This window comes from Methanothermococcus okinawensis IH1 (genome assembly GCF_000179575.2).
Lineage (GTDB): Archaea > AGJL01 > Methanococci > Methanococcales > Methanococcaceae > Methanofervidicoccus > Methanofervidicoccus okinawensis.
Genome location: NC_015636.1, coordinates 1625236 through 1647888 on the forward strand (window position 1 = coordinate 1625236; position 22653 = coordinate 1647888).

Sequence of the window (22653 nt, forward strand, 5' to 3'; positions counted from 1 at the left end):
AGCTCATGTATATTACTCATCCATTTATTAAACCAAATACTATGGAATCAAGGATATATCAGCAGGTAATTGTTGCAAATGCTTTAAAAAAGAATACATTGTGTGTTTTAGGAACTGGTCTTGGAAAAACTGCAATTGCAACATTAACAATTGCTGGAATGCTGTCAAAAAAAGATGGAAAAGTATTAATTGTAGCTCCATCTCGTCCATTGGTGGAACAGCATTACAATAGTTTAAAGAACTTTTTAAACATCGATGAGGATAAAATAATAGTTTTAACTGGAAAAATAGCACCATCAAAAAGAAAAAAAATGTGGGAAGAAGGACAAATATTTATAGCTACGCCACAGATTGTGGAAAACGATATTGTAGCAAATAGGGTCAATACCAATGATTTTATGCTTCTTATCGCCGATGAAGCACATCATACAACAGGAAATCATTCTTATACATTCGTAGCATCGGTATTTAGAAATAAGGCTCATGTTCTTGGATTAACGGCTTCTCCGGGGTCAAATATTGATAAGATACTTGAAATATGTGAGAATTTGGGGATTGAACATGTGGAAATTAGAACATACGACGATGCAGATGTGAGGGATTATGTAAAAACCGTTAAATTGAGACCTGTAAAGGTGGAACTACCAAAGGAATATGAGGAATGTATTAATTTACTTAGAAGTGCTTTCAAAGAAAGGTTAAAAGTGCTTAGAGACAATAAAATAATTTATTCTACTAACATAAATAAATCGGAGCTCCTAATGCTTCAAAAGAAAATTATGACCATACCTGATAACTCAAAATATGAGCTCATAAAAATGGCTTCCGAAGCTATAAAACTTGATTATGCTATTGAAACTTTGGAATGTCAGGGAAAGGATGCATTTTTAAACTATTATGAAAGACTTGGAAGTCAAAATACAAAGTCTGCAAAGGCTGTTGTAAGGGATAGTAAGGTTTTAAAAGCGGTGTATAAATTAAGAACTTCTGAAATTGAACATCCTAAAATGAAAAAACTTGTTGAAATTGTTAATAGGATATTAAATAAAAAAGATGAAGATAAAAATCAAAATAAGAAAGAAAATAATAAGGAAAAAATAATCATATTTGCACAATATAGGGATACCGTTGATAAAATCGTAAAAACTCTTGAATCAAATGGCATAAATGCAATACCTTTTGTTGGGCAATCAAACAAAGATGGAAAAGGAATGTCTCAAAAGAAACAGGTTGAAGCTGTTGAAAAATTCAAAAATGACGATAATATAAATGTTTTAGTATCTACGAGCGTATCTGAGGAAGGTATTGACATAATAAGTGTAAATAATGTGATATTTTATGAGCCTGTGCCTTCTGAAATAAGGTTTATACAGAGGAGAGGTAGAGCTTCCAGAGGTGAAGGTGGAGAATGTATTATTTTAATTACTAAAAATAGTAGGGATGAGGGCTATTATTGGTCTGCAATAAATAAAGAAAGAAAGATGAAGAATATTTTAAAGGATATGCAAAATATATTGAATAAAAAACTTGAAGAAAAATACAGGGATAAATACATTGTTGAAGATAGAAATTCCCTTGATTACATAATAAACAGAGAAGATAATAAAGAAAGTGATAACGAAATTTATAAGGGAACCTATAAAGAAATTAACGAAGGAAATGAAATAAATGATAAAAAAGAAGTAAATAAAATAAATAAAAATATAAGTAAGAATGAGGGTATAAATAAAAATGAAAGTATAAATATAGAACCTAATACAGATATCAATACTCAAAAACCTATAAAAATAGTAGTGGATAATAGGGAAAAAATTGTAAGTAGGTATCTATTTGACAGAGCAGAGCTAACGTTTAAAAATCTTGAAAATGGGGATTACATAGTAAGCGATAGAGTAATTGTAGAGCGAAAAACTGCTGAGGATTTTGAGAGCTCTATAATAGATAAGAGATTATTCAAACAATTAACGGATTTAAAAAAGTATGAGAGACCAGTTTTAATCATTGAAGGTAATAATTATTTTAGGTTATCTGAAAAAATAGTAAATGGTGCAGTAATTTCCATAATACTCGATTTTAATATCCCTGTGGTATTTTCAAAGGATGCAGAAGATACTGCAAACATATTAATAAAGATGGCTGAAAGGGAGCAGTTAAGGTCTAAAAGAACAGTATCTATAAGAACAGGAAAAAAACCTATGTCATTGAGGGAAAGACAGAGATTTATAGTCGAAAGTTTTCCAGATGTTGGACCATTAACTGCTGAGAACTTACTTATGAAATTTGGCACTATTGAAAATATTGTGAATGCTCCCGAGGAGGAGCTCCGAGAGGTTGAAGGTATTGGGGAAATAATGGCGAAAAAGATAAAGTCAGTTTTAACTGAAAAATATGAAAAATAAAAAGTAAATATTAAAGTTATAAATATTTGGTGATATAATGGGGATTTTTAAATATTTTAAAAAGTATAATTTAGATAAATTTACTTTAAAAACTGTTCAAGGGGTTGTATGGGTGGCTTTGTTGTGGTTATCACTGATTATTGGCGATAAATTAAAATTTTTGTTTAATATTAATTCACCAGCTATTGCTTTAATAGGTTCTTTAATTGTAATAGTTTCAATATTTGGTTTGGGTATTTTATATATCAAAATTATTAAAAAATGCTATTCCAGTAATTCTTTTGATAAGGGTATGTTTTTAATAAATAAATGGGCATTATATCCGTTAAAATGGTATATATTTTGGATTTTAGTTTTTATGGGTATTTGTATGTTATTTCTCTTATATGATAATGGCATAATCACACTTCCAGAATATATAAATAATGTTCCTATGGGCAAAATTTTTATAGCGGGGGTTCTATCTCCAATTTTTGAATTAATACCAGTAAAAATAAATTTTTATGAAAATGGAGTAAGTATTGGGGGAAATAATTATAGCTACAAAAATATTGAGATTTTGGAAAAAGGAGATAAAAAGATAATAACGATAAACAATATTCCTTATATAATATTTGATAGAAATAAAGATATTAATTATACATTTGGATTAAATAATATAAATATATTGAGGTAAAAGATATGATTTGCATTCCTGTAATTGATAAAAATGTGGATGAGGCATTAAAAAGTGCAGAAAAAGCTTTAAAAGTTGCTGATATTGTGGAATTTAGGGTAGATATGTTAAAAAATGTAAATAAAGATGATATAATAAAAATGGCAAAATATCCATCAATTATTACAATAAGGGCAGATTGGGAAGGTGGAGCATATAGTGGAGATAATAACAAAAGAATAGAGTTATATAAAACTGCAATTGAAAATAGTGCTAAATTTATAGATGTTGAATTAAAAGAAGAAAAAAATAAAGAACTCGTTAAATTTAGAAATGATACAAATTCAAAAACTAAAATTATTATATCACATCATGATTTTGAAAAAACACCAGATTATGATGAGCTCCTAAAAATCGTTAAAAAAGAACTTGAAATTGGAGATATTGCAAAGTTTGCCACAATGGCTAAATCTAAAAAGGATGTTTTGAATATTTTAAAGATTGTAAATGAGTTCGAAGGCAAAATAATAGGCATAGGCATGGGTGAAGAGGGTAAATTAACGAGAATTTTAGGGGTAGATTTTGGCAGTATATTAACATTTTCATCCATGGAAGGTAGGAGCTCGGCACCTGGGCAGGTTGATGTAGTTAAGTTGAAGAAAATATGGGAGCTCTTAAAGTAAAGTATAGTTTATTTTTTATTATATAAAAATATTAAGTTATTATTTATTATATGTTATCCCTGTAAATATTACTTATTTTTTTATTATATTGATTATTTAATTTTTATTTTTTAAAATACCTTTAATCTATCCGTCGTAAATCACTAAAATTTTTAGTATAATTAATATATTTATATAAATAGAATTATAGAGATTTTTAAGAGATTTTTTATATATTGTGTTATTTTTAATCCTTCCTTGTAAATTTTTTAGATTTTAAAAAAATATCAATTTAATATCTTTTATATTCCTAAATACCTTTAAATTATCCGTCGTAAATCACCCTTAAAACTATATAAATAACAAAAATCAATGTGATTCGAGATTCGAAAAGTTTATATAGGGGTAATGCAAAGGTATTTTACATAAAATAAGAAAAATTTTGAACTGTTAAAAATCAGACCATTGATGGATGGAAATCGCAATAATGGAGCTCAGGCAGACATCTACCAATATGGTTAAAATCAGACCATTGATGGATGGAAATAAAAATTACCCCCTTGAAAAAAATATGCAAACATGCAAACCGAGTTAAAATCAGACCATTGATGGATGGAAATTGAAATACGCAGATACTCCTATTATTTGTATATCTCCGTTAAAATCAGACCATTGATGGATGGAAATTTGCCTTTTCTATCAGGGCCTCTATTTCTGTAAATTGTTAAAATCAGACCATTGATGGATGGAAATTGGAAGCCACAGCAAAATATGGGTTTGCTGGTAAAGTGTTAAAATCAGACCATTGATGGATGGAAATTAAAAATAGCAGGATATGATAAAAATAATGCACCCAATCGTTAAAATCAGACCATTGATGGATGGAAATCATTTATGGAGACGCCACAGAGCATAAAAATGAAAGCTGTTAAAATCAGACCATTGATGGATGGAAATTCAATTTTGATAATCAAGCAATACATATAAAGGTTAAAATCAGACCATTGATGGATGGAAATAATTATAATGAGGTTAGGGAAGAGGCTTATTCTCTTTGTTAAAATCAGACCATTGATGGATGGAAATCATACATTTTCGATAATAAAACAAGTGGAACAGTAAAGTTAAAATCAGACCATTGATGGATGGAAATTTATTATAATTTAATAAGTGTAGGATGTGGTTTTCCAAGATAGTTAAAATCAGACCATTGATGGATGGAAATTATATTATAGAATGCCCTAATTCTATGCATTCTTTATCGTTAAAATCAGACCATTGATGGATGGAAATTGTTCTTTAAAGCGACTTCGCCCGATTCGTGGTATTGGGTTAAAATCAGACCATTGATGGATGGAAATCTTATCTATCGATTTAGATAAGGTTATTGGAAAAGTTAAAATCAGACCATTGATGGATGGAAATCTGTAAATGACTTTATAATCCCCGTGTGTTCCATAGCGTTAAAATCAGACCATTGATGGATGGAAATTAGTTAATAGTTAAGGGTTCTATCTATTGGAATATATTTCCGTTAAAATCAGACCATTGATGGATGGAAATAAAGAGGTATCTTTCAACTCAGGAAGTTCATTTGCAGGTTAAAATCAGACCATTGATGGATGGAAATAGAGATAAAACAGGATTAAATCCTTTTCTATACAAAAGTTAAAATCAGACCATTGATGGATGGAAATTTTAGGAATCCTGATGACTTTGCAGACGACTATGAAGTTAAAATCAGACCATTGATGGATGGAAATTATACTAATATCTTAAAAAAAGAATATAAATATATGTTAAAATCAGACCATTGATGGATGGAAATATACCATTTCGTTATTTTATACCGTCCTGCTGCTACCGTTAAAATCAGACCATTGATGGATGGAAATATGTGAGGAAATACGAAAAGAGGAATACGGCAAAATCAGTTAAAATCAGACCATTGATGGATGGAAATTCAAAAAGGGCAAAACATCATGGAAATGGAATTCAAAGTTAAAATCAGACCATTGATGGATGGAAATAACAGATAAAACGGTTGCGGTAAGAGAAATTGCAAAAATGTTAAAATCAGACCATTGATGGATGGAAATATAACATATCAATAGTAAATAATGAATTTTATAATGCGTTAAAATCAGACCATTGATGGATGGAAATTCTCTTAAAGCAGATAAAAACTCATCAGCAGGGATTTGTGTTAAAATCAGACCATTGATGGATGGAAATAAAGTAAAAACGGGGGCGTATTACATTTTACATCAAAGTTAAAATCAGACCATTGATGGATGGAAATTCTTTCATTTTTTTAGAGAGGGATGATAATACCATATCGTTAAAATCAGACCATTGATGGATGGAAATAAAAAGAGCTTTAAGGTATTTATACAGAAGTTTAAGAAAAATGTTAAAATCAGACCATTGATGGATGGAAATTTTTATAGTCAATATCTGAATTTATTAAGTCTTTTAACTGTTAAAATCAGACCATTGATGGATGGAAATTTTTTTACAAAGCACCAGTCTAAACAACATACGACCTAGTTAAAATCAGACCATTGATGGATGGAAATAAAAAGAGCTTTAAGGTATTTATACAGAAGTTTAAGAAAAATGTTAAAATCAGACCATTGATGGATGGAAATTTTTATAGTCAATATCTGAATTTATTAAGTCTTTTAACTGTTAAAATCAGACCATTGATGGATGGAAATTTTTTTACAAAGCACCAGTCTAAACAACATACGACCTAGTTAAAATCAGACCATTGATGGATGGAAATATTACACTCTATGACACTCGATGCGACATAGGAAACAGTTAAAATCAGACCATTGATGGATGGAAATCATATTTTAACATCTTTTATAGTTATATTCTTTTTGCGTTAGTTAAAATCAGACCATTGATGGATGGAAATATATACTGGGAAAATGTGGATGGTGTGTATTATATCGTTAAAATCAGACCATTGATGGATGGAAATCAAATATTTTAGTTTCAATACTTTCTGGTGGAATATGTTAAAATCAGACCATTGATGGATGGAAATTTCTTGCATCTTTGCTATACGAAAAAGAGCAAGAAAGTTAAAATCAGACCATTGATGGATGGAAATGAGATGGATATACCTATTCTATATATTTATATATTCTAAATAGTTAAAATCAGACCATTGATGGATGGAAATGTTTTTCATTAAGATAGTAAGAAACCTTGAAGGGTTAAAATCAGACCATTGATGGATGGAAATCTCAATAATGAGGTGGGGGTGTTTTGTGGAGATAAGTGTTTTGTTAAAATCAGACCATTGATGGATGGAAATAATGGTTCAAAGGTGTTTGATTTCTTTGATGATTTTAATGAAGTTAAAATCAGACCATTGATGGATGGAAATGGACATAAGAAGTTCTTTTCTTTCAATGATAAAATTTGTTAAAATCAGACCATTGATGGATGGAAATTATTTAGATACTATTTATTGAATACAAAACGAATAGTTAAAATCAGACCATTGATGGATGGAAATAACTTTTTTAACAATCCACATAACATAATGTCCATTGTTAAAATCAGACCATTGATGGATGGAAATGAAAATAATTGTGCCTAAAATCATTAAGCGCTTCATTTAGTTAAAATCAGACCATTGATGGATGGAAATACGTGTTCAAATATATTCTAAAATCCTCTTTCTATGAGTTAAAATCAGACCATTGATGGATGGAAATTTGATGGATGGCAATGATGAGGTTAATCCTCGGAGCCTGTTAAAATCAGACCATTGATGGATGGAAATAGATGGATATTTACTTACAAATGTGTTTTTTGAAAGTTAAAATCAGACCATTGATGGATGGAAATTGTCATTAAAGGAGCTTGTAGATAATAAGTTAATACGTTAAAATCAGACCATTGATGGATGGAAATTCATGTTTATTATATCTTCTTTTACATAATCGTAGAGTTAAAATCAGACCATTGATGGATGGAAATTATCTTTTACTATATTATAATATATTATACAGCTGTGTAGTTAAAATCAGACCATTGATGGATGGAAATTGGAGGGCATATTAGATTTTGGTAGTTATTATATTATGTTAAAATCAGACCATTGATGGATGGAAATTTTTTTAATATTTTCATTTTCTTCAACCTCTTTTTTAGTGTTAAAATCAGACCATTGATGGATGGAAATGTTTGTTCATTAGTCCCATCCGTGACCTTTAAGTATAAAGTTAAAATCAGACCATTGATGGATGGAAATTAATAATATGTTTTTTTTCCTCTCTTTCAGTTATGTGGTTAAAATCAGACCATTGATGGATGGAAATAAACAGACTGAAAAGATTGCAAATATTATTAATGAGTTAAAATCAGACCATTGATGGATGGAAATCATTTTATATTAACAACATTGGCATTATTGATGATAGGTTAAAATCAGACCATTGATGGATGGAAATCAACATGAGGCGGTTAATAATTTTATAAACACATATAGTTAAAATCAGACCATTGATGGATGGAAATTTAATATATCATCATTTATATTCTTTCTTTTTTGCCCGATATGCGTTAAAATCAGACCATTGATGGATGGAAATGGCAACAAGATAGATTTCTCAAACAATTTTACAAACGTTAAAATCAGACCATTGATGGATGGAAATTCATATTATATAAGATACCCCTCAATGTTGTGGATAGTTAAAATCAGACCATTGATGGATGGAAACTTAAATGTAAGTAAATTTAATGTTAAAATTGATTATAGTTAAAATCAGACCATTGATGGATGGAAACTATAATTTTATTTAAAAAATATAATAAAATTAAAAAGTTAAAATCAGACCATTGATGGATGGAAATATTTATTTGTGATTAATAATTATAAAAAAAGATAGAGAATAAGGGGAGCATATGGAAAAATCTGAACGAAACAAAATTTAGAACTAATTTCTAAAGGCGATAGGATTAATATTAATTATGATATTTCGAAGTACCTGCAGACGAAATTGTTTTTATCAACTATCAGCTAAAAATCAAAAAATCAATATTAAACTATAGGTCTCATTTAATTGGCGTGTTAAGAGTCGTAGATAATAAAAAGAAAATCTTTGATATTACAATAGAAGATATTCCTCTACAAAACTTCGAAAAACCTCTTTATGAAATAAAGAAAGAGCTGGAGAATATAACCGGCAAAAACTGGCAGATAATACAACCTACCCATGAGATAATAATAAAGAGAACAGACATTAATGAAAATGAATTTCTGGGTAATTTAGTAAAAAATACAAATATAGCAGAAAAAACAGATAGTCCCAATTTAAGGAGAAGTTCAGAAAGTGAAATGACAGATAGTTTATTACAAACATTGCAGGAAGTGTCTTCAAATTCTACTGTACAAAAGGGAGTAATATATTTTATACTTGGAATTATTGCCATTGTAATAATTTACTCATTGGCTGAAAAAATTATCATAGTCATGTTACTAATCTTGACAATATATGCACTCATCAAATACTTGCAAGATGAAAGTTCAAGAACTTCAAAACGGAAAAGATAATTTCATTTTTGACCGTCTCCATTTTACCATGGATATATTGCAAATGGGATTGGTTAAAATCAGACCATTGATGGATGGAAATTATCTTGTATTACCATTCCAAACAAGGTTTTCAGAGTTAAAATCAGACCATTGATGGATGGAAATATAATATATAAAAAAGTGATTAATTAATTTAATTTTTATATTAAACCTTCATGACCTGTGATAATCTTCTTTTTTAAACTTTTTATTTTTTTTAGAGTATTCAGAGCGAGCTCCTCATCAATATTTAACTTTGGTTCAATATCTTTTAAAATGTTATCTTTCAAGGGAGAAGCATCGCCAACAACTATATAATCCTCATATATCACTGAAATACTATCCTCTGTATGCCCAGGGGTTTCTATAATTTTTATTTCATCATCATCGAGCTCCTTATAATTGTAATATGTAATGATTTTTGCATTTTTAAATAAATCGTTATTTTCCACATGGTCCCAATGGTCATGGGTATTTATAACTATATCAATATCTTCTGGTGTTAATCCTAATTTGTTTAGTTCTTTTATAATTAAATTCCTTTTATCCCTTGTAGCAGTATCTACTATTATATTGTGCTTCTTTGTTTTTATAAATGTTACAGAAGAAGAAGCCTTTGTTACTTTATTGCCATCTCTTACTAATATTCCATCGTAAAGGACTTTTATCATATTATCACCATATTTACAATACATAATATTTTTACATAATTTTATATGATTTAAATTTATTTATAAGTATATATATGTAAATATATAATTTAATTTAATATTATCAAAACCTATAAAAAATATTATCAAACATAGTTATTATGGTTTAGGTATAATAAAAATCTAAGGTGAAAAAATGGTAAGTGTAAATCTAAAAGCCCTGCCAATTGTTGAGGAAATGATTAATAAAAAAAGAGATTTAAATATTGATGTAATAAAACTTGAAAATGGAGCAACTGTTCTTGACTGTGGAGTTAATGTAAGCGGTAGTTTTGAAGCAGGAAAAGCCTATACAAAAGTATGTTTGGGTGGATTGGCACATGTTGGAGTTAGCATAAATGGAACATTAAATGACGAGTTGGTATTGCCTTGTGTTAAGATAAAAACTGCTCATCCAGCAATAGCAACATTAGGAGCTCAGAAAGCTGGGTGGAGTATTAAAGTTGGTAAATATTTTGCCATGGGTTCAGGTCCTGCAAGAGCTCTTGCAAAAATGCCTAAGGCTACTTATGAAGAGATAGGATATGAAGATGATGCAGATATTGCTATATTATGTTTAGAATCATCAAAACTTCCAAATGAAGAAGTTGCAGAGTATGTTGCTGAAAAATGTGGTGTTAAGACCGAAAATGTATATATGTTGGTAGCTCCAACAGCATCCTTGGTAGGTTCAATACAAATCAGCGGTAGAGTTGTAGAAAATGGAACTTATAAAATGCTTGAATTCCTTCATTTCGATGTAAATAAGGTTAAATTTGCAGCAGGAATTGCCCCAGTTGCACCAATTGTTGGTGATGATTTGGTTATGATGGGAGCTACAAACGACATGGTTTTATACGGTGGAAGAACATACTATTATATAGAAAGTGATGAAAACGATGATATTGAAGCTTTATGTAAAGCATTACCTTCCTGCTCATCATCAGACTATGGAAAACCATTTTTAGAGACCTTTAAAGCTGCAAACTACGATTTCTATAAAATAGACAAAGGTATGTTTGCACCAGCTATTGTTGTAATAAATGACATGAGAACAGGAAAACTTATGAGCTCAGGCAAAACTCATATAGAAGTAATTAAAAAATCATTAGGTTATAAAGAATTATAATTAAGAAATTATTATATTATATAAAAATAGTAGATAATTATAGTAAAATAATAAAATAGAATAATAAAAAATCTTTTTTAATTTTTTAATTTTAAATTATTTTTCATCACCTAATGGAACAATATTTTTCTCTTCAAATCTTATAAATTCTTCCCAATACTTTTTGCATTCACACTCACTATTCAGAGCTCCTTCAATTAGTGATAAATCCTGTGTAATTGTAAAATCATTGAGTATCTCTTTTAATTTATAGTTGCATTCACAACCTATTTTATTATGAGCTCCTCTACTTGATGGTATTCCTGCTGTATCACACATGATAAGTTTGTCTAAATTTTGAGATTTCACTTCTTTTAGTATTTCCAAAACACTCCATAAAAATGGTGGTCTATATTGATTTTTTTTCCATAAAACTTCTGTTAATGTTCCTTTATGGATAGTGGCTGGACAGTAGGATATCCTACTAACCCCCATATTTATACACTCATTTGCAGAATGTATTGAATCAATTATAGCCTGTTTTTCAGTGATGAATAGTGGTTTTATTAATAAATATGCTTTTATTCCTACATTATATTTTTTGGCAGTTTCTATTGCCTTTTTAATATCATCTATTGACACGCCCTTATGAATCGATGTATTCCTTATTTTCTCATTTAAGGTTTCTATCCCTGTTCCTATTTCTACATTTATATTATTATCCACATAATCTCGTATTATTTTTAAGTTATAGTCATTTATAAACTCAGGTCTTGATTCAACAGCTATCTCTTTAATAGGGAGCTCATTTAGTTTTTTAAATATATGTTCCTTGGCATCTTTTGGAACCTCAAATTCATCTAAAAAACTACCAGATGTAAATAATTTTATGGAATATTTTTCTGGATTTTTTAATATTTCTTCCCTATATTTATTTAAAGCATACTCAAATTGATTTATGATGTTCTCAGCACTTATTTTTATAGGCGAGCTATCCATTAAATAGCTACACATCGTGCATCCGCCACTTTCGTATGCCCATCTACAACCAACAGTTCTCAATATAATTGTTATGCTTTTTCCAATGGATTTATCCAAAAATACATCGTCTTGAATCCATGTTGCTATTGGCATGTTTGGATTTTTCTTTTTTCTCCTTTTTAAATATTTATTTCTTAATTTTTTTAAATAAGATTCCATTTTATCGCCAAATTTTTTAATATTATATTATATATGGAAAGTAAGTATTTATTAATCATTATTATAACATAAAATTCAATAAATAATAAATCAATAATAATAAATAAATTAAAATATATAAAATAAATACGATTATATGTTAAATTTTATAAAAACATAAGTTATATATACCAATAATATTTTATATTGTAGCTATTAAATATAAATAGATATGTTTTATAAGAAGGCATAATATAAATTTTTGAAGGTGAGGGAATGAACATATCCGGAGCTCAGGGGAAAACATTGACTTCTGAATACAAAGATGGAATAGTTACATTAACATTAACTAATGAAGATAATGAAGAGATAGAATCTGTAAATATGGATAAAGAGACTACTTCATTGTTGATTGCCCTTTTAAACAGTGGTGTAATAACCGCAGAAAATATAAACAAAAAATTCAAAAGAGAAGGCATAAAATTACAGAAAATACAAGATGTAGGAACTTGTTTTGCTAATGAAGGTAGCAGAATCTCAATAGCAATACTTCCAGCAGATGAAAAAAGAACAGCATCGATATTGGTAGGATTCCATAGAGAAGATAAGCACTCGTCAATAATTGTAAAACCAAAGAGAGCCGCTTATTTAAGCATGATATTGACAAAAATTATTATTTCAAATATTGAATAAAAAATTATTTTTCTTTTTTAGAATTTTATTATTTATTTAGTTTTATTTATTAGTAGTTCTATTTATTATTTTATTATTTAGCATTATTACTTGTTTTTATTTATTTTAATTTATTTTATTTCTTTCATTGTCCTATCTTTGTTAATTTTATTTTCTATTTTCCGATATAATTACATATTTTTAACAATATAATCTAAAAATTTAAATTTATAATATTAATTAGTTTAATAATAATGTTTATATAATCTAATAGATAATATTAAAATAATAGCATGGTTGGTGATTTTTATGCTCGGTGTTTGCATGCGTTCAAAATTGGGGAAAATTCCCTGCATTTCTATCGGAAATTTGGTTCAAAATCGATATATGACTTTTAAGCATATTGATTGGGGACTTCATTATTACCCAAAGATAATAAAAAACAAATCTATTATAGGATTTCATGCACCAATAGTTAATTTAGGGGATAAAAAAGATAAATCTAAAACCTGTTTAATGACTTTAAAAAATATAATTGATGAAATAAAAGGATACAATTATTTGACAATCCATTTGCATAATGGAAAGGAACCAGATAAAGATACTTTAATAAATAATCTTTCAGAAATAAGCGATTATGCAAAAAAGAACAATATAAAATTATGTATTGAAAATTTAAGAAAAGGATTTTCATCAAATCCAAATAATGTAATTGAAATGGTCGATATTTGCAACTGCAATATAACCTTTGATATAGGCCATACTGATTACAAATATAGGGATGAATTTATCGATATATTTTCCAACAGGATATATAATGTCCATGTGTATGAGCTTGAAAAGGATAAGATTGGACATATTGCACCAAATAATTTGGATAATTTAAGATCTGTTTTGGATAAATTATTAGATAATAAATGCGATTTTTGGCTTATTGAACTTATGAAACTAAATGAAATTATATATACAAAAAATCTTTTGGAAGATTATTTGGATAATCATAAATAATGAAAAGATTAACTTAAAAATAATTATATTAAAATGCTTTAAAATTAAAAAATAAGATAATATTATAATTAAAATAAAAATTAAACTAAAAAATAAAATAATGATAAAAATAATAGCAAAATAAGAATATTAAAAAATAAATAACGGTGAAATCTTGAATATAATTAGTAATTATACATGTATGGATAATGGTAATTTTATCGATTTCAAAAAATCATTTAAAAAAACAAATCTTTCAAAAGAAACTATGGATATAATTAATAATAAAGGCATAAATTTGGAAAATATAACAATTGGGGAATTTTCAGGGAGGGATAGTGCCGCAGCAATAATAAAAGCCATGGAAAGTGAGGAAATAAATGTTGTTCTTCCAATAGTGGCATTTACTGGAACAGATTATGGGGATATAAACATATTTTATAAAAATTGGGAGATTTTAAACAGGAGAATTAATCAGATATATAAAAATAAAACTCTTTTACCGCTTCATTTTATGTTTGAACCAAAATTATGGAATGCCCTTAATGGTAGATTTGCAGTAGAGATACTAAAAAAATATAATTATTATACGCCATGTATTGGATGTCATGCTTATCTAAGAATTATAAGAATACCACTTGCAAAACAGTTAAGCGGGAAAATAATAAGTGGTGAAAGAATTCATCACAATAATGATTTTAAAATCGACCAGTTCAAAGAAGTTTTAGAGATATATCATAAATTATGCAATGATTTTGATGTAGAGCTCCTATTATCTGTAAAGGATATATTGGACGGAGATAGGGTAAAAGAGATTATAGGCTACAAATGGGAGCAGGGCAAAAATCAATTCTCATGCGTATTCAGCGGAAATTACCGAGATAAGGATGGCAAAGTTATCTTTGATAAAGAAAACATATTAAGTATATTAAATGAATTTACATATCCATCATCGGTTGAAATTATAAAAAAAGGCTATGAAGGGGATTTTAGATATATTGAGATTGTAAAAAACTTTATTTAAAATTTTAGAAATTTTTTAATTTTGGTGATGTCATGAGAACTATATTAATATTACTCGATGGGTTGGGCGATAGGAGCTCGGAAGTTTTAGGCGGAAAAACACCACTTGAATATTCCAAAACTCCAAACTTGGATAAACTTGCAGAAAAAGGCATGAGTGGACTTATGGTTCCATATAAGGAAGGTATTCCATTGGGAACTGAGGTTGCCCATTTTTTACTATGGGGGTATTCTCTTAATGACTTTCCTGGAAGGGGAGTTATTGAGGCACTTGGGGAAGATATGGAGATGGAGGATAGTGCCATCTATTTAAGGGCATCCCTTGGATTTGTAAAATCTGATGAAAAAGGCTATTATGTGGTAGATAGAAGAACAAAAGATATACCAACGGATGAGATAAATAAATTAGTAGATGCACTACCAAATCTTGTTGATGGATATGAATTTGAATTAAAATATTCTTATGGTGTGCATTTTATATTAAAGATAAAAGAAGAAAATGGATGGATTTCTGATAGAATTTCTGATTCTGACCCATTTTATAAAGATAGGCATGTGATGAAAGTACTGCCTGTAAATGAATTGTGTAAAAATGACATGGAATATAGAAAAGCAGAAAGCACATGCAATGCATTAAATAAATATCTCCTAAAATGTCATAAAATCCTTGAAAACCATGAAATAAATATTAAAAGAAGGAGAAAACAAAAACAACCTGCAAACTTTCTTTTAACAAAATGGGCTGGAAAATATAAGGATATTACTTCATTTAAAGAAAAATGGGGCATGAAGGGAATTATTATAGCAAATAGTGCTGTTTTTAAAGGACTTTCTAAACTTTTGAAAATGGATTATATGGCTATTGGAGACTTTGAAACTGCAATAAATACTGGAATAAAGTTAATGGATTATGATTTTGTCCATATTCATACAAAAGAAACAGATGAAGCTGCCCACACAAAAAATCCTATGAATAAGGTTAAAGTAATTGAAAAAATTGATAAATATTTAACCCCACTATTAGATATTAATTTGGATGAAAATTTGATAGTAATCACAGCCGACCACTCTACACCTTCTGTTGGGGGGCTTATTCATTCTGGGGAAAGCGTTCCTATTATGGTTGTTGGAAAAAATGTTCGATTTGATGAGGTTAATAAATTTAACGAAATAGCATGTTCAAAAGGTCATTTAAGGATATTTTCAAAAGATTTAATGAATGTTATTTTGAACTATACTGACAGAGCTCTGCTCTATGGTTTGAGAAGTGGGAGCTCCCTTTTAAGATATATTCCAAATGATGATGATATTGAGCATTTAAAAGATAATATGTGAAAAAATGCCAAATTCTTATGCCCATTTGGTTTTTGGAAAATTATTTTTGGAGGTATTGGGAAAAAATAAACATAAAATCAAAAACATCGATTTAGATAACTTTTATTTTGGTTGTATAATTCCAGATATAAATCACATATCAAATATAGAAAGAAGAATTACGCATTTTTATGATGCCAATATCTTCGAATTCTTTGAACCAAAAAGTAGGGTAGAATATTCCTTTTAATTATTTTGAAAAATATATTTTAAATGGTAATTGTGATTTACTAAAAAAATTAAATATAAGCAAAAAATTATGTGAGGAATGGAAAAAAAGATGCATAAAAGGTGAAATTAAATCTAAAAATAAAAATAACACCTATAAAAAACTTATAGAAGAATTTTTAAATCTTATAGTTTATTTTTAAAATAGCTTCTTTTTTGATATTAAATAAAACTTCATTTTTTTTAAATCTTTTTTATTGTGGATTTCAGAAATTATATGTCATCGATATATGGTTATTTACATTATATGGCTATGTCAAATTATAACAAAAATTATATATATAAAAAAGAGCTTATTTATATTGTAAATAATTTGACAATAAATAAAAATTAAAAATTAAAAAGGAGGGGAATAATATGAAAAATGAAGTCTTTGTAGGAGAAGGAATGAAGTATGTTAAGGAGGATTGTCCAGACTTATATGATGCCATTGTTAAATTAAACGATGCAGTATATACTGGGAGGGTATTGGATTATAAAACCCAAAAATTAATGGCAATTGGTATTGCAGCAGCAAGTGGAGATACAAATGCTACTGAAAAGCAGATGAGAAGTGGAATGGCTGAGCTCGGTATAACAAAAGATGAGATATGCGATGTATTGAGGGTAGTATTATTAACATCAGGTATGCCACCATTTACAAAGGCCATGAAAATATTATACGAATTATAACCTTATTTTTTAATTATTTGACGAAATTCGAACGATTAAATATTTATTTAGTAAAGCACATAATAAATAATTAGTCAGTTGGAATTAAAACTATATTAGAACTATATTAATCCATAATGGAGGGAACAGTATGAGTTGCATTGATGCAAAAACTATGGTGGAAGGAACTGATTTTGAGAAAAAACACACACCAATGATTGAGTGCAAGGACACAGTAAAGGCAGGAGAAATTTTTGAGGTCAAAATCCACACCGCAGGAGTTGAACATCCAATGGAGGATGGACATTTTATTCAATTCATAGGACTTAGAATGGGAGACTTACCTTTGGCAAGAGTAGATTTAACGCAGTATGCTAAACCAGAGGTGGTATTTTACATAAAAGCACCATCAGAAGGTCATGAAGGTAGTGTAATGAAATTAACCTCCTATATGTATTGTAATTTACATGGTATTTGGAAATATGAAAAAGAAATAAAAATAGAATAAAAATGAAATATAAACTAAAATAAAATAAAATCGGTGATACTATCTGCTAAAAATCAAGAGATTTTTAGACTAATATCGCCTAAAAATAAAAATTGGTGATACTATGGCGAAATACAAATGTATGTGTGGATGGATATACGATGAGGACAAGGGAGAACCTTCTCAAAATATAGCGCCTGGAACAAAATTTGAGGACTTACCCAATACATTTAAATGCCCACAGTGTGGCTTACCAAAAAGTGCATTTAAAAAGCTCTAAATTTTAAATAAAATGGTGAAAATATGTTGATTGAAGTAATTACCTCTCCTCAATGTCCTCACTGTCCCGCAGCTAAAAGGGTAGTTGAAGAAGTTGTAAAAAAGGTAAGTTGTGATGATATCGAAGTAAAATATATAGATGCAACAGAAGACGAAGGAACTGTGAAAAAATACAATATAATGGCGGTTCCAACTATCGTTATAGATGAAGAGGTAGCATTTATAGGGGCTCCTTCAAGTGAAGAGTTGGAAAAATATCTAAGAGAAAAATTAAATAGGTGAATATACCTATGATTAAAGACAATATCCTCAAAGCTTTAAATGAACAGATAAATAAAGAGTTCTTTTCGGCATATCTGTATTTATCCATGTCTGCTTATGCAGAATCCATAGGATTGAAGGGATTTGCCCAGTGGCTTAAAGTCCAATATCAAGAGGAGCTCGACCATGCCATGAAATTTTATAACTATGTTATAGAAAGGGGAGGTAAAATAGAATTGGAGGCCATAGATAAGCCAAAAAATGAATGGTCATCAATATTGGAAGTTTTTGAAGATGGATATAAACATGAGCAGTTTATTTCAGAATCTATCAATAACATAATGGATTTAGCAGTTTCTGAAAAGGATTATGCTACAATAAACATGCTTCAATGGTTTATAGATGAGCAGGTTGAGGAGGAATCTTCATTTTTGGAAATTGTGGATAAATTAAAGTTATTAGATGGGGACAGAAGAGGTCTGTTTATGATTGATAAAGATTTGGGACAAAGGGTTTATATTCCATTAATTGCTCAAAATCAATAAATTGGTGAAAATATGACTTGGTGGAAATGTTCCAACTGTGGATATGTATTTGAGGCTGAAAAACCGCCTGAAAAATGTCCAAATTGCGGTGAAAAATGTACTTTTTATGATGTAACCTGTTATACTCCTGAATGTGGATGTAAAGGTTATGACCCAAAATTAGTTGGAAGGCCTACAAATAAAGAGAGTAAGTTATAATTAATAATAAAGAAAATACAAAGAAAAGGAAGTAAATTATAATAAATCTAAATTAAATATTATATTAAAAAAATAAAAAAATATAGGAGGGAAATTATGTGCGAAGATGTATGTTTCATTGGAGAATCTAAAATGCCAGTAATAGGTGAGAAATTTCCTGAGGTAGAGGTTAAAACTACACAAGGAACTATAAAATTACCAGAACATTTTAAAGATAAGTGGTTTGTTTTATTCAGCCATCCTGCGGACTTCACCCCAGTTTGCACAACAGAGTTTGTGGCATTTCAAAAAAGATATGACCAATTCAGGGAGTTAAATGCTGAATTAATAGGATTAAGTATAGACCAGGTGTTCAGCCATTTAAAATGGATTGAATGGATAAAAGATAATTTAGATGTTGATATTGAATTCCCTGTAATAGCTGACGATAGGGGAGAATTGGCTGAAATATTAGGTATGGTAAGTCCATATAAAGGAAATAATACAGTTAGGGCAGTATTTGTTGTAGATGATAAGGGAGTTATTAGAGCAATATTGTATTATCCACAGGAAACTGGAAGAAATATAGATGAAATAATAAGACTTGTTAAAGCACTTCAAACTTCCGATAAAGGAGTAGCACTTCCAGCCAACTGGCCTAACAATGATATATTTGAGGATAAGGTAATAGTTCCACCTGCTTCCACAGTTGAAGAAATGAATAGTAGAAAAGAAGCAGCTAAAAGAGGAGAAATAGAATGCCTTGATTGGTGGCTTTGCTGTAAGAAGTTAGAATAAATTATAATAATAAAATATAAATTTTTCTTTTATTTTTGGTAATAACTGTTTAATAAAAATAATAGTAGTTTTAATATTTATATCAATTTTTAATTAATAATTATTGCAAATAACCGCTAAATTAGGAGAGATATTATGAAAGAAACCATTACAAATTTGATAAAGGCATATATCGGGGAAAGTTTGGCTAGAAATAGATATACATGCTATGCCAAGATAGCAAAAAGTGAAGGATATGAACAGATTTCGGAAATATTTCTATTAACCGCAGAAAATGAAAGAGAACATGGTAAATGGCTGTTTTATTTAATCACTGAATTAAAAAAGAAATATAATATCGGTGGAGATTCTTTAAAAGTAGATGATATTGAAGTTCCAGTTGTTTTAGGGAATACTGCTGAAAATTTGAAGGCATCTATTGAAGGGGAACATTACGAAAATACTGAAATGTATCCTACATTTGCTGAAATAGCAGAAAAAGAAGGATTAAACGATATTGCAGAACGGCTGAGAGCTATTGCAATTGCAGAGAAGCATCATGAGGAAAGATTCAAAAAATTATTAAAAGAAATTGAAAATGAAGCAGTATTTAAGAAAAATAAAGAAGTTGAGTGGGTATGTAGGAAATGTGGGTATGTTCATGTTGGAGAAGAGCCACCAAAAGAATGTCCATCATGCAGTCATCCAACCAAATATTTTGAAATATTATGTGAAAAATATTAGATTTAATAAAAGTTTAATAAGATATTATGGGGCTATAATATGAAAAATGCGTTTTTAATATTTTCTTATATGCACAATAATAAACCGAATATGGCAGTAATGATGCATGTATTGCTATTTGCTAAGGAGATGAATGAGAAGGGGGATAATGTGAAAATAATATTTGAAGGGGAAGGAGTTAATTGGGCTAAGGACTTACTAAATGAAGACCATCCATTGTCAAACCATGCTAAACCACTACTAAATAATTTTGTAGTTTGCGAAGCTTGTGCAAACATGTTTGGTGTATTGGATGATATAAAAGGCAAACTAAATATTGAAAATGATTTATTTGGCCATATAAGTTTAAAAAAATATCTGGATGAGGGTTATAATATAATAGAATTTTAATTTTATTTTATTTACTTTATTTATTTTATTTATTTATTTTATTTTAATTCGAGTTAATTAAATAATTTATTCTAATTAAATATTTTTGGTGAGATAAATGGTTGTTAAAATAAAAGAGGGAGTATATTGGGTAGGTTCAGTAGATTGGGAAGTTAGAGAATTCCATGGATATGAAACTTCAAAAGGGAGCTCCTATAATTCATATATAATAAAGGATGAAAAAAATGTTTTAGTTGATTCTGCAAAACATTATATGTTTGAAGAACTTATCGATGGCATTAAGTCTGTAATCGACCCAAAGGATATTGATTATATAGTGGTAAATCATGCCGAAAAAGACCATAGTGGATGTATAGGAAAACTCGTTAAATTAACCGGTGCAAAGATTATTACGAATGAAAAAGGAAAGGAAGATTTAGAGCTCCAATTTAATACAGAAGGTTGGGAATTTATAATAGTGGATACAGGAGATGAGATAAACATTGGAAAAAGAACTTTAAAATTCATAAGAACTCCAATGCTTCATTGGCCCGATAATATGGTTACATACTGCATTGAGGATAAAATTTTATTTTCCAACGATGCATTTGGACAGCATGTAGCAACATCGGAAAGATTCGACTATGAAGTTGAAAATATCGGAGAACTTTTTGAAGATGCTAAGGAATATTTTGCAAATATATTATTGCCCTACAAAATGCTTATACCAAATACTGTAAATGCCTTAAAAGATTTGGATATTGAATATATTTGCCCATCCCACGGTGTTATATGGAAAGAACATATAGACGAAATATTAAACAAATATGTGGAATGGTCATCAGAAGAATGCAAAAATAAGGCTGTAATAGCTTACAGCACCATGTATAACTCCACCAAAAAAATAGCACATGCCATAGGAAATGGACTTTCTGAAAGTGGCGTCGAAGTAAAAATTTATAATATATCCAATACACCAATGAATACAATAATGAGAGAGATATTGGATGCAAAATATGTATTAATAGGTTCTCCAACATTAAATTCAAATGTCTATCCACCAGTTGCAATGTTTTTAGCATATATGGAAGGATTAAATCCAGCAGATGGAAAAATAGCAGCGGCATTTGGCTCTTATGGATGGATGGAGATAGCAACAGATATTATAAAAAAATCTTTTGAAAAATTAAACTTTAAAATTGTTGAAGATGAATGTTTAAAATGTAGATTTGTTCCAAAGGAAGATTATCTCAAAATGTGCTATGAATTTGGAAAAAAACTATCCAAAATTAATTAAAAAATTTTAAAAAGAAATTTAAAAAATTAAAATCAAAAAAAATATATAATATAATGAAAATAATAGATATACAATAAAAAAATATAAAAAAATATAAAAAAATAAAATACAAAAGAATATAAATAAATAAAAATATCTTGCAGAAAAGAGGGATAAATTATGATAACAACAAACCATCCATTGTATGAGGCATTGAAAGATATTCAAGATTTTAAATTAAAATTAGTTGAATTTTTTAAGGATAAGGATGTATTTCCAATAAAAAATAAAACTGAATTAGCAAATGCACTGCCTTGTGGTATTTCATTACCTTGTGGAGATATTGAAGCGGGAGAATTGGTTAAATTAATGACTGATGCAGATTTTCCAATAAAAAGCCCTGATGATTTGGCAATGAAATTATCCAATAAATGCGTAATTGAAAAACAAGAAAAGAAAGAATTATAAAATATTTTTATTTTATTTTTATAGTATAATTAATTCATTCA

General features: G+C 28.7%; 23 protein-coding genes and 1 CRISPR repeat array. Of the genes, 21 read left to right on the plus strand and 2 right to left on the minus strand.

What is annotated here, in order from left to right; all coding sequences use genetic code 11:
- Window positions 1-5: 5 nt before the first annotated feature.
- The 4 genes from METOK_RS08040 (at window position 6) to METOK_RS08055 (ending at window position 9297) form a co-directional block, all read left to right on the plus strand.
- Entirely contained in the window at window positions 6-2399 is a 2394-nt protein-coding gene (locus METOK_RS08040; RefSeq protein WP_013867722.1) for a DEAD/DEAH box helicase, read from the plus strand.
- A 37-nt stretch (window positions 2400-2436) separates the two neighbouring features.
- The gene (locus METOK_RS08045; RefSeq protein ID WP_013867723.1) at window positions 2437-3075 is read left to right on the plus strand and encodes a hypothetical protein; all 639 of its coding nucleotides are present in this window, start codon (window positions 2437-2439) and stop codon (window positions 3073-3075) included.
- A gap of 5 nt (window positions 3076-3080) precedes the next feature.
- The gene (gene aroD, locus METOK_RS08050) at window positions 3081-3737 is read left to right on the plus strand and encodes a type I 3-dehydroquinate dehydratase (protein WP_013867724.1); all 657 of its coding nucleotides are present in this window, start codon (window positions 3081-3083) and stop codon (window positions 3735-3737) included.
- 429 nt (window positions 3738-4166) lie between these two features.
- Window positions 4167-8598: direct repeats of the CRISPR family, unit length 30 nt; unit sequence GTTAAAATCAGACCATTGATGGATGGAAAT.
- A gap of 213 nt (window positions 8599-8811) precedes the next feature.
- Complete coding sequence (locus METOK_RS08055) at window positions 8812-9297, plus strand: hypothetical protein (protein ID WP_013867725.1); 486 nt, start codon at window positions 8812-8814, stop codon at window positions 9295-9297.
- A 182-nt stretch (window positions 9298-9479) separates the two neighbouring features.
- On the opposite strand, the gene METOK_RS08060 is transcribed toward METOK_RS08055, so the two are convergent.
- The gene (locus METOK_RS08060) at window positions 9480-9989 is read right to left on the minus strand and encodes an MBL fold metallo-hydrolase (protein WP_048057962.1); all 510 of its coding nucleotides are present in this window, start codon (window positions 9987-9989) and stop codon (window positions 9480-9482) included.
- A gap of 175 nt (window positions 9990-10164) precedes the next feature.
- On the opposite strand from METOK_RS08060, the gene mch reads away from it, so the two are divergent.
- Window positions 10165-11136, plus strand: coding sequence for a methenyltetrahydromethanopterin cyclohydrolase (gene mch, locus METOK_RS08065; RefSeq protein ID WP_013867727.1), 972 nt, complete (start codon window positions 10165-10167; stop codon window positions 11134-11136).
- Between the two features lie 96 nt (window positions 11137-11232).
- Here the strand turns inward: mch and METOK_RS08070 are convergent, their stop codons facing one another.
- Window positions 11233-12315, minus strand: a complete 1083-nt coding sequence (locus tag METOK_RS08070; RefSeq protein WP_013867728.1) for an archaeosine biosynthesis radical SAM protein RaSEA — start codon at window positions 12313-12315, stop codon at window positions 11233-11235.
- A 255-nt stretch (window positions 12316-12570) separates the two neighbouring features.
- On the opposite strand from METOK_RS08070, the gene METOK_RS08075 reads away from it, so the two are divergent.
- From METOK_RS08075 to METOK_RS08150, 16 genes are all read left to right on the plus strand, one after another.
- A complete protein-coding gene (locus tag METOK_RS08075) occupies window positions 12571-12987 on the plus strand; it encodes a hypothetical protein (RefSeq protein WP_013867729.1) in 417 nt (138 codons plus the stop codon).
- A gap of 288 nt (window positions 12988-13275) precedes the next feature.
- On the plus strand, window positions 13276-13974 hold the full coding sequence (locus tag METOK_RS08080; protein ID WP_013867730.1) for a sugar phosphate isomerase/epimerase family protein: 699 nt from the start codon (window positions 13276-13278) through the stop codon (window positions 13972-13974).
- A gap of 181 nt (window positions 13975-14155) precedes the next feature.
- Window positions 14156-14977 carry a hypothetical protein gene (locus METOK_RS08085; protein WP_013867731.1) on the plus strand — a complete coding sequence of 274 codons (822 nt, stop codon included), beginning with the start codon at window positions 14156-14158 and terminating at the stop codon, window positions 14975-14977.
- Window positions 14978-15009: 32 nt separating this feature from the next.
- The gene (gene apgM / locus METOK_RS08090) at window positions 15010-16311 is read left to right on the plus strand and encodes a 2,3-bisphosphoglycerate-independent phosphoglycerate mutase (RefSeq protein ID WP_013867732.1); all 1302 of its coding nucleotides are present in this window, start codon (window positions 15010-15012) and stop codon (window positions 16309-16311) included.
- 4 nt (window positions 16312-16315) lie between these two features.
- Window positions 16316-16540 (plus strand): hypothetical protein, encoded by a 225-nt coding sequence (locus METOK_RS08925; protein WP_013867733.1) that lies wholly within the window; start codon window positions 16316-16318, stop codon window positions 16538-16540.
- A 395-nt stretch (window positions 16541-16935) separates the two neighbouring features.
- Complete coding sequence (locus tag METOK_RS08100; protein ID WP_013867734.1) at window positions 16936-17250, plus strand: carboxymuconolactone decarboxylase family protein; 315 nt, start codon at window positions 16936-16938, stop codon at window positions 17248-17250.
- A gap of 130 nt (window positions 17251-17380) precedes the next feature.
- Window positions 17381-17737, plus strand: a complete 357-nt coding sequence (locus METOK_RS08105; RefSeq protein ID WP_013867735.1) for a class II SORL domain-containing protein — start codon at window positions 17381-17383, stop codon at window positions 17735-17737.
- A gap of 103 nt (window positions 17738-17840) precedes the next feature.
- Window positions 17841-17996, plus strand: a complete 156-nt coding sequence (locus METOK_RS08110; RefSeq protein ID WP_013867736.1) for a rubredoxin — start codon at window positions 17841-17843, stop codon at window positions 17994-17996.
- Window positions 17997-18019: 23 nt separating this feature from the next.
- Window positions 18020-18277, plus strand: coding sequence for a thioredoxin family protein (locus METOK_RS08115; protein WP_013867737.1), 258 nt, complete (start codon window positions 18020-18022; stop codon window positions 18275-18277).
- An 8-nt stretch (window positions 18278-18285) separates the two neighbouring features.
- Entirely contained in the window at window positions 18286-18801 is a 516-nt protein-coding gene (locus METOK_RS08120; protein WP_013867738.1) for a ferritin, read from the plus strand.
- A 12-nt stretch (window positions 18802-18813) separates the two neighbouring features.
- The gene (locus METOK_RS08125; protein ID WP_013867739.1) at window positions 18814-18999 is read left to right on the plus strand and encodes a rubredoxin-like domain-containing protein; all 186 of its coding nucleotides are present in this window, start codon (window positions 18814-18816) and stop codon (window positions 18997-18999) included.
- 132 nt (window positions 19000-19131) lie between these two features.
- On the plus strand, window positions 19132-19776 hold the full coding sequence (locus tag METOK_RS08130) for a peroxiredoxin (protein WP_157198912.1): 645 nt from the start codon (window positions 19132-19134) through the stop codon (window positions 19774-19776).
- 135 nt (window positions 19777-19911) lie between these two features.
- Complete coding sequence (gene rbr, locus METOK_RS08135) at window positions 19912-20499, plus strand: rubrerythrin (protein ID WP_013867741.1); 588 nt, start codon at window positions 19912-19914, stop codon at window positions 20497-20499.
- A 39-nt stretch (window positions 20500-20538) separates the two neighbouring features.
- The gene (locus METOK_RS08140) at window positions 20539-20889 is read left to right on the plus strand and encodes a DsrE family protein (protein WP_013867742.1); all 351 of its coding nucleotides are present in this window, start codon (window positions 20539-20541) and stop codon (window positions 20887-20889) included.
- Window positions 20890-20986: 97 nt separating this feature from the next.
- Entirely contained in the window at window positions 20987-22165 is a 1179-nt protein-coding gene (locus tag METOK_RS08145; RefSeq protein WP_013867743.1) for an FprA family A-type flavoprotein, read from the plus strand.
- A 159-nt stretch (window positions 22166-22324) separates the two neighbouring features.
- The gene (locus tag METOK_RS08150; RefSeq protein WP_013867744.1) at window positions 22325-22612 is read left to right on the plus strand and encodes an MTH865 family protein; all 288 of its coding nucleotides are present in this window, start codon (window positions 22325-22327) and stop codon (window positions 22610-22612) included.
- Window positions 22613-22653: the final 41 nt, after the last annotated feature.

Excerpts from the sequence above, each read along its gene's own strand:
- METOK_RS08045 (WP_013867723.1), top strand. The coding sequence starts at position 2,437 with ATGGGGATTTTTAAATATTTTAAAAAGTATAATTTAGATAAATTTACT.
- METOK_RS08080 (WP_013867730.1), top strand. The coding sequence starts at position 13,276 with ATGCTCGGTGTTTGCATGCGTTCAAAATTGGGGAAAATTCCCTGCATT.
- METOK_RS08130 (WP_157198912.1), top strand. The coding sequence starts at position 19,132 with ATGCCAGTAATAGGTGAGAAATTTCCTGAGGTAGAGGTTAAAACTACA.
- METOK_RS08060 (WP_048057962.1), bottom strand. The coding sequence starts at position 9,989 with ATGATAAAAGTCCTTTACGATGGAATATTAGTAAGAGATGGCAATAAA.
- METOK_RS08070 (WP_013867728.1), bottom strand. The coding sequence starts at position 12,315 with ATGGAATCTTATTTAAAAAAATTAAGAAATAAATATTTAAAAAGGAGA.
- METOK_RS08100 (WP_013867734.1), top strand. The coding sequence starts at position 16,936 with ATGAAAAATGAAGTCTTTGTAGGAGAAGGAATGAAGTATGTTAAGGAG.
- apgM (WP_013867732.1), top strand. The coding sequence starts at position 15,010 with ATGAGAACTATATTAATATTACTCGATGGGTTGGGCGATAGGAGCTCG.
- METOK_RS08110 (WP_013867736.1), top strand. The coding sequence starts at position 17,841 with ATGGCGAAATACAAATGTATGTGTGGATGGATATACGATGAGGACAAG.
- METOK_RS08120 (WP_013867738.1), top strand. The coding sequence starts at position 18,286 with ATGATTAAAGACAATATCCTCAAAGCTTTAAATGAACAGATAAATAAA.
- METOK_RS08150 (WP_013867744.1), top strand. The coding sequence starts at position 22,325 with ATGATAACAACAAACCATCCATTGTATGAGGCATTGAAAGATATTCAA.
- METOK_RS08105 (WP_013867735.1), top strand. The coding sequence starts at position 17,381 with ATGAGTTGCATTGATGCAAAAACTATGGTGGAAGGAACTGATTTTGAG.
- METOK_RS08140 (WP_013867742.1), top strand. The coding sequence starts at position 20,539 with ATGAAAAATGCGTTTTTAATATTTTCTTATATGCACAATAATAAACCG.
- mch (WP_013867727.1), top strand. The coding sequence starts at position 10,165 with ATGGTAAGTGTAAATCTAAAAGCCCTGCCAATTGTTGAGGAAATGATT.
- METOK_RS08075 (WP_013867729.1), top strand. The coding sequence starts at position 12,571 with ATGAACATATCCGGAGCTCAGGGGAAAACATTGACTTCTGAATACAAA.
- METOK_RS08040 (WP_013867722.1), top strand. The coding sequence starts at position 6 with ATGTATATTACTCATCCATTTATTAAACCAAATACTATGGAATCAAGG.
- METOK_RS08125 (WP_013867739.1), top strand. The coding sequence starts at position 18,814 with ATGACTTGGTGGAAATGTTCCAACTGTGGATATGTATTTGAGGCTGAA.
- METOK_RS08925 (WP_013867733.1), top strand. The coding sequence starts at position 16,316 with ATGCCAAATTCTTATGCCCATTTGGTTTTTGGAAAATTATTTTTGGAG.
- METOK_RS08145 (WP_013867743.1), top strand. The coding sequence starts at position 20,987 with ATGGTTGTTAAAATAAAAGAGGGAGTATATTGGGTAGGTTCAGTAGAT.
- aroD (WP_013867724.1), top strand. The coding sequence starts at position 3,081 with ATGATTTGCATTCCTGTAATTGATAAAAATGTGGATGAGGCATTAAAA.
- rbr (WP_013867741.1), top strand. The coding sequence starts at position 19,912 with ATGAAAGAAACCATTACAAATTTGATAAAGGCATATATCGGGGAAAGT.
- METOK_RS08115 (WP_013867737.1), top strand. The coding sequence starts at position 18,020 with ATGTTGATTGAAGTAATTACCTCTCCTCAATGTCCTCACTGTCCCGCA.
- METOK_RS08085 (WP_013867731.1), top strand. The coding sequence starts at position 14,156 with ATGGATAATGGTAATTTTATCGATTTCAAAAAATCATTTAAAAAAACA.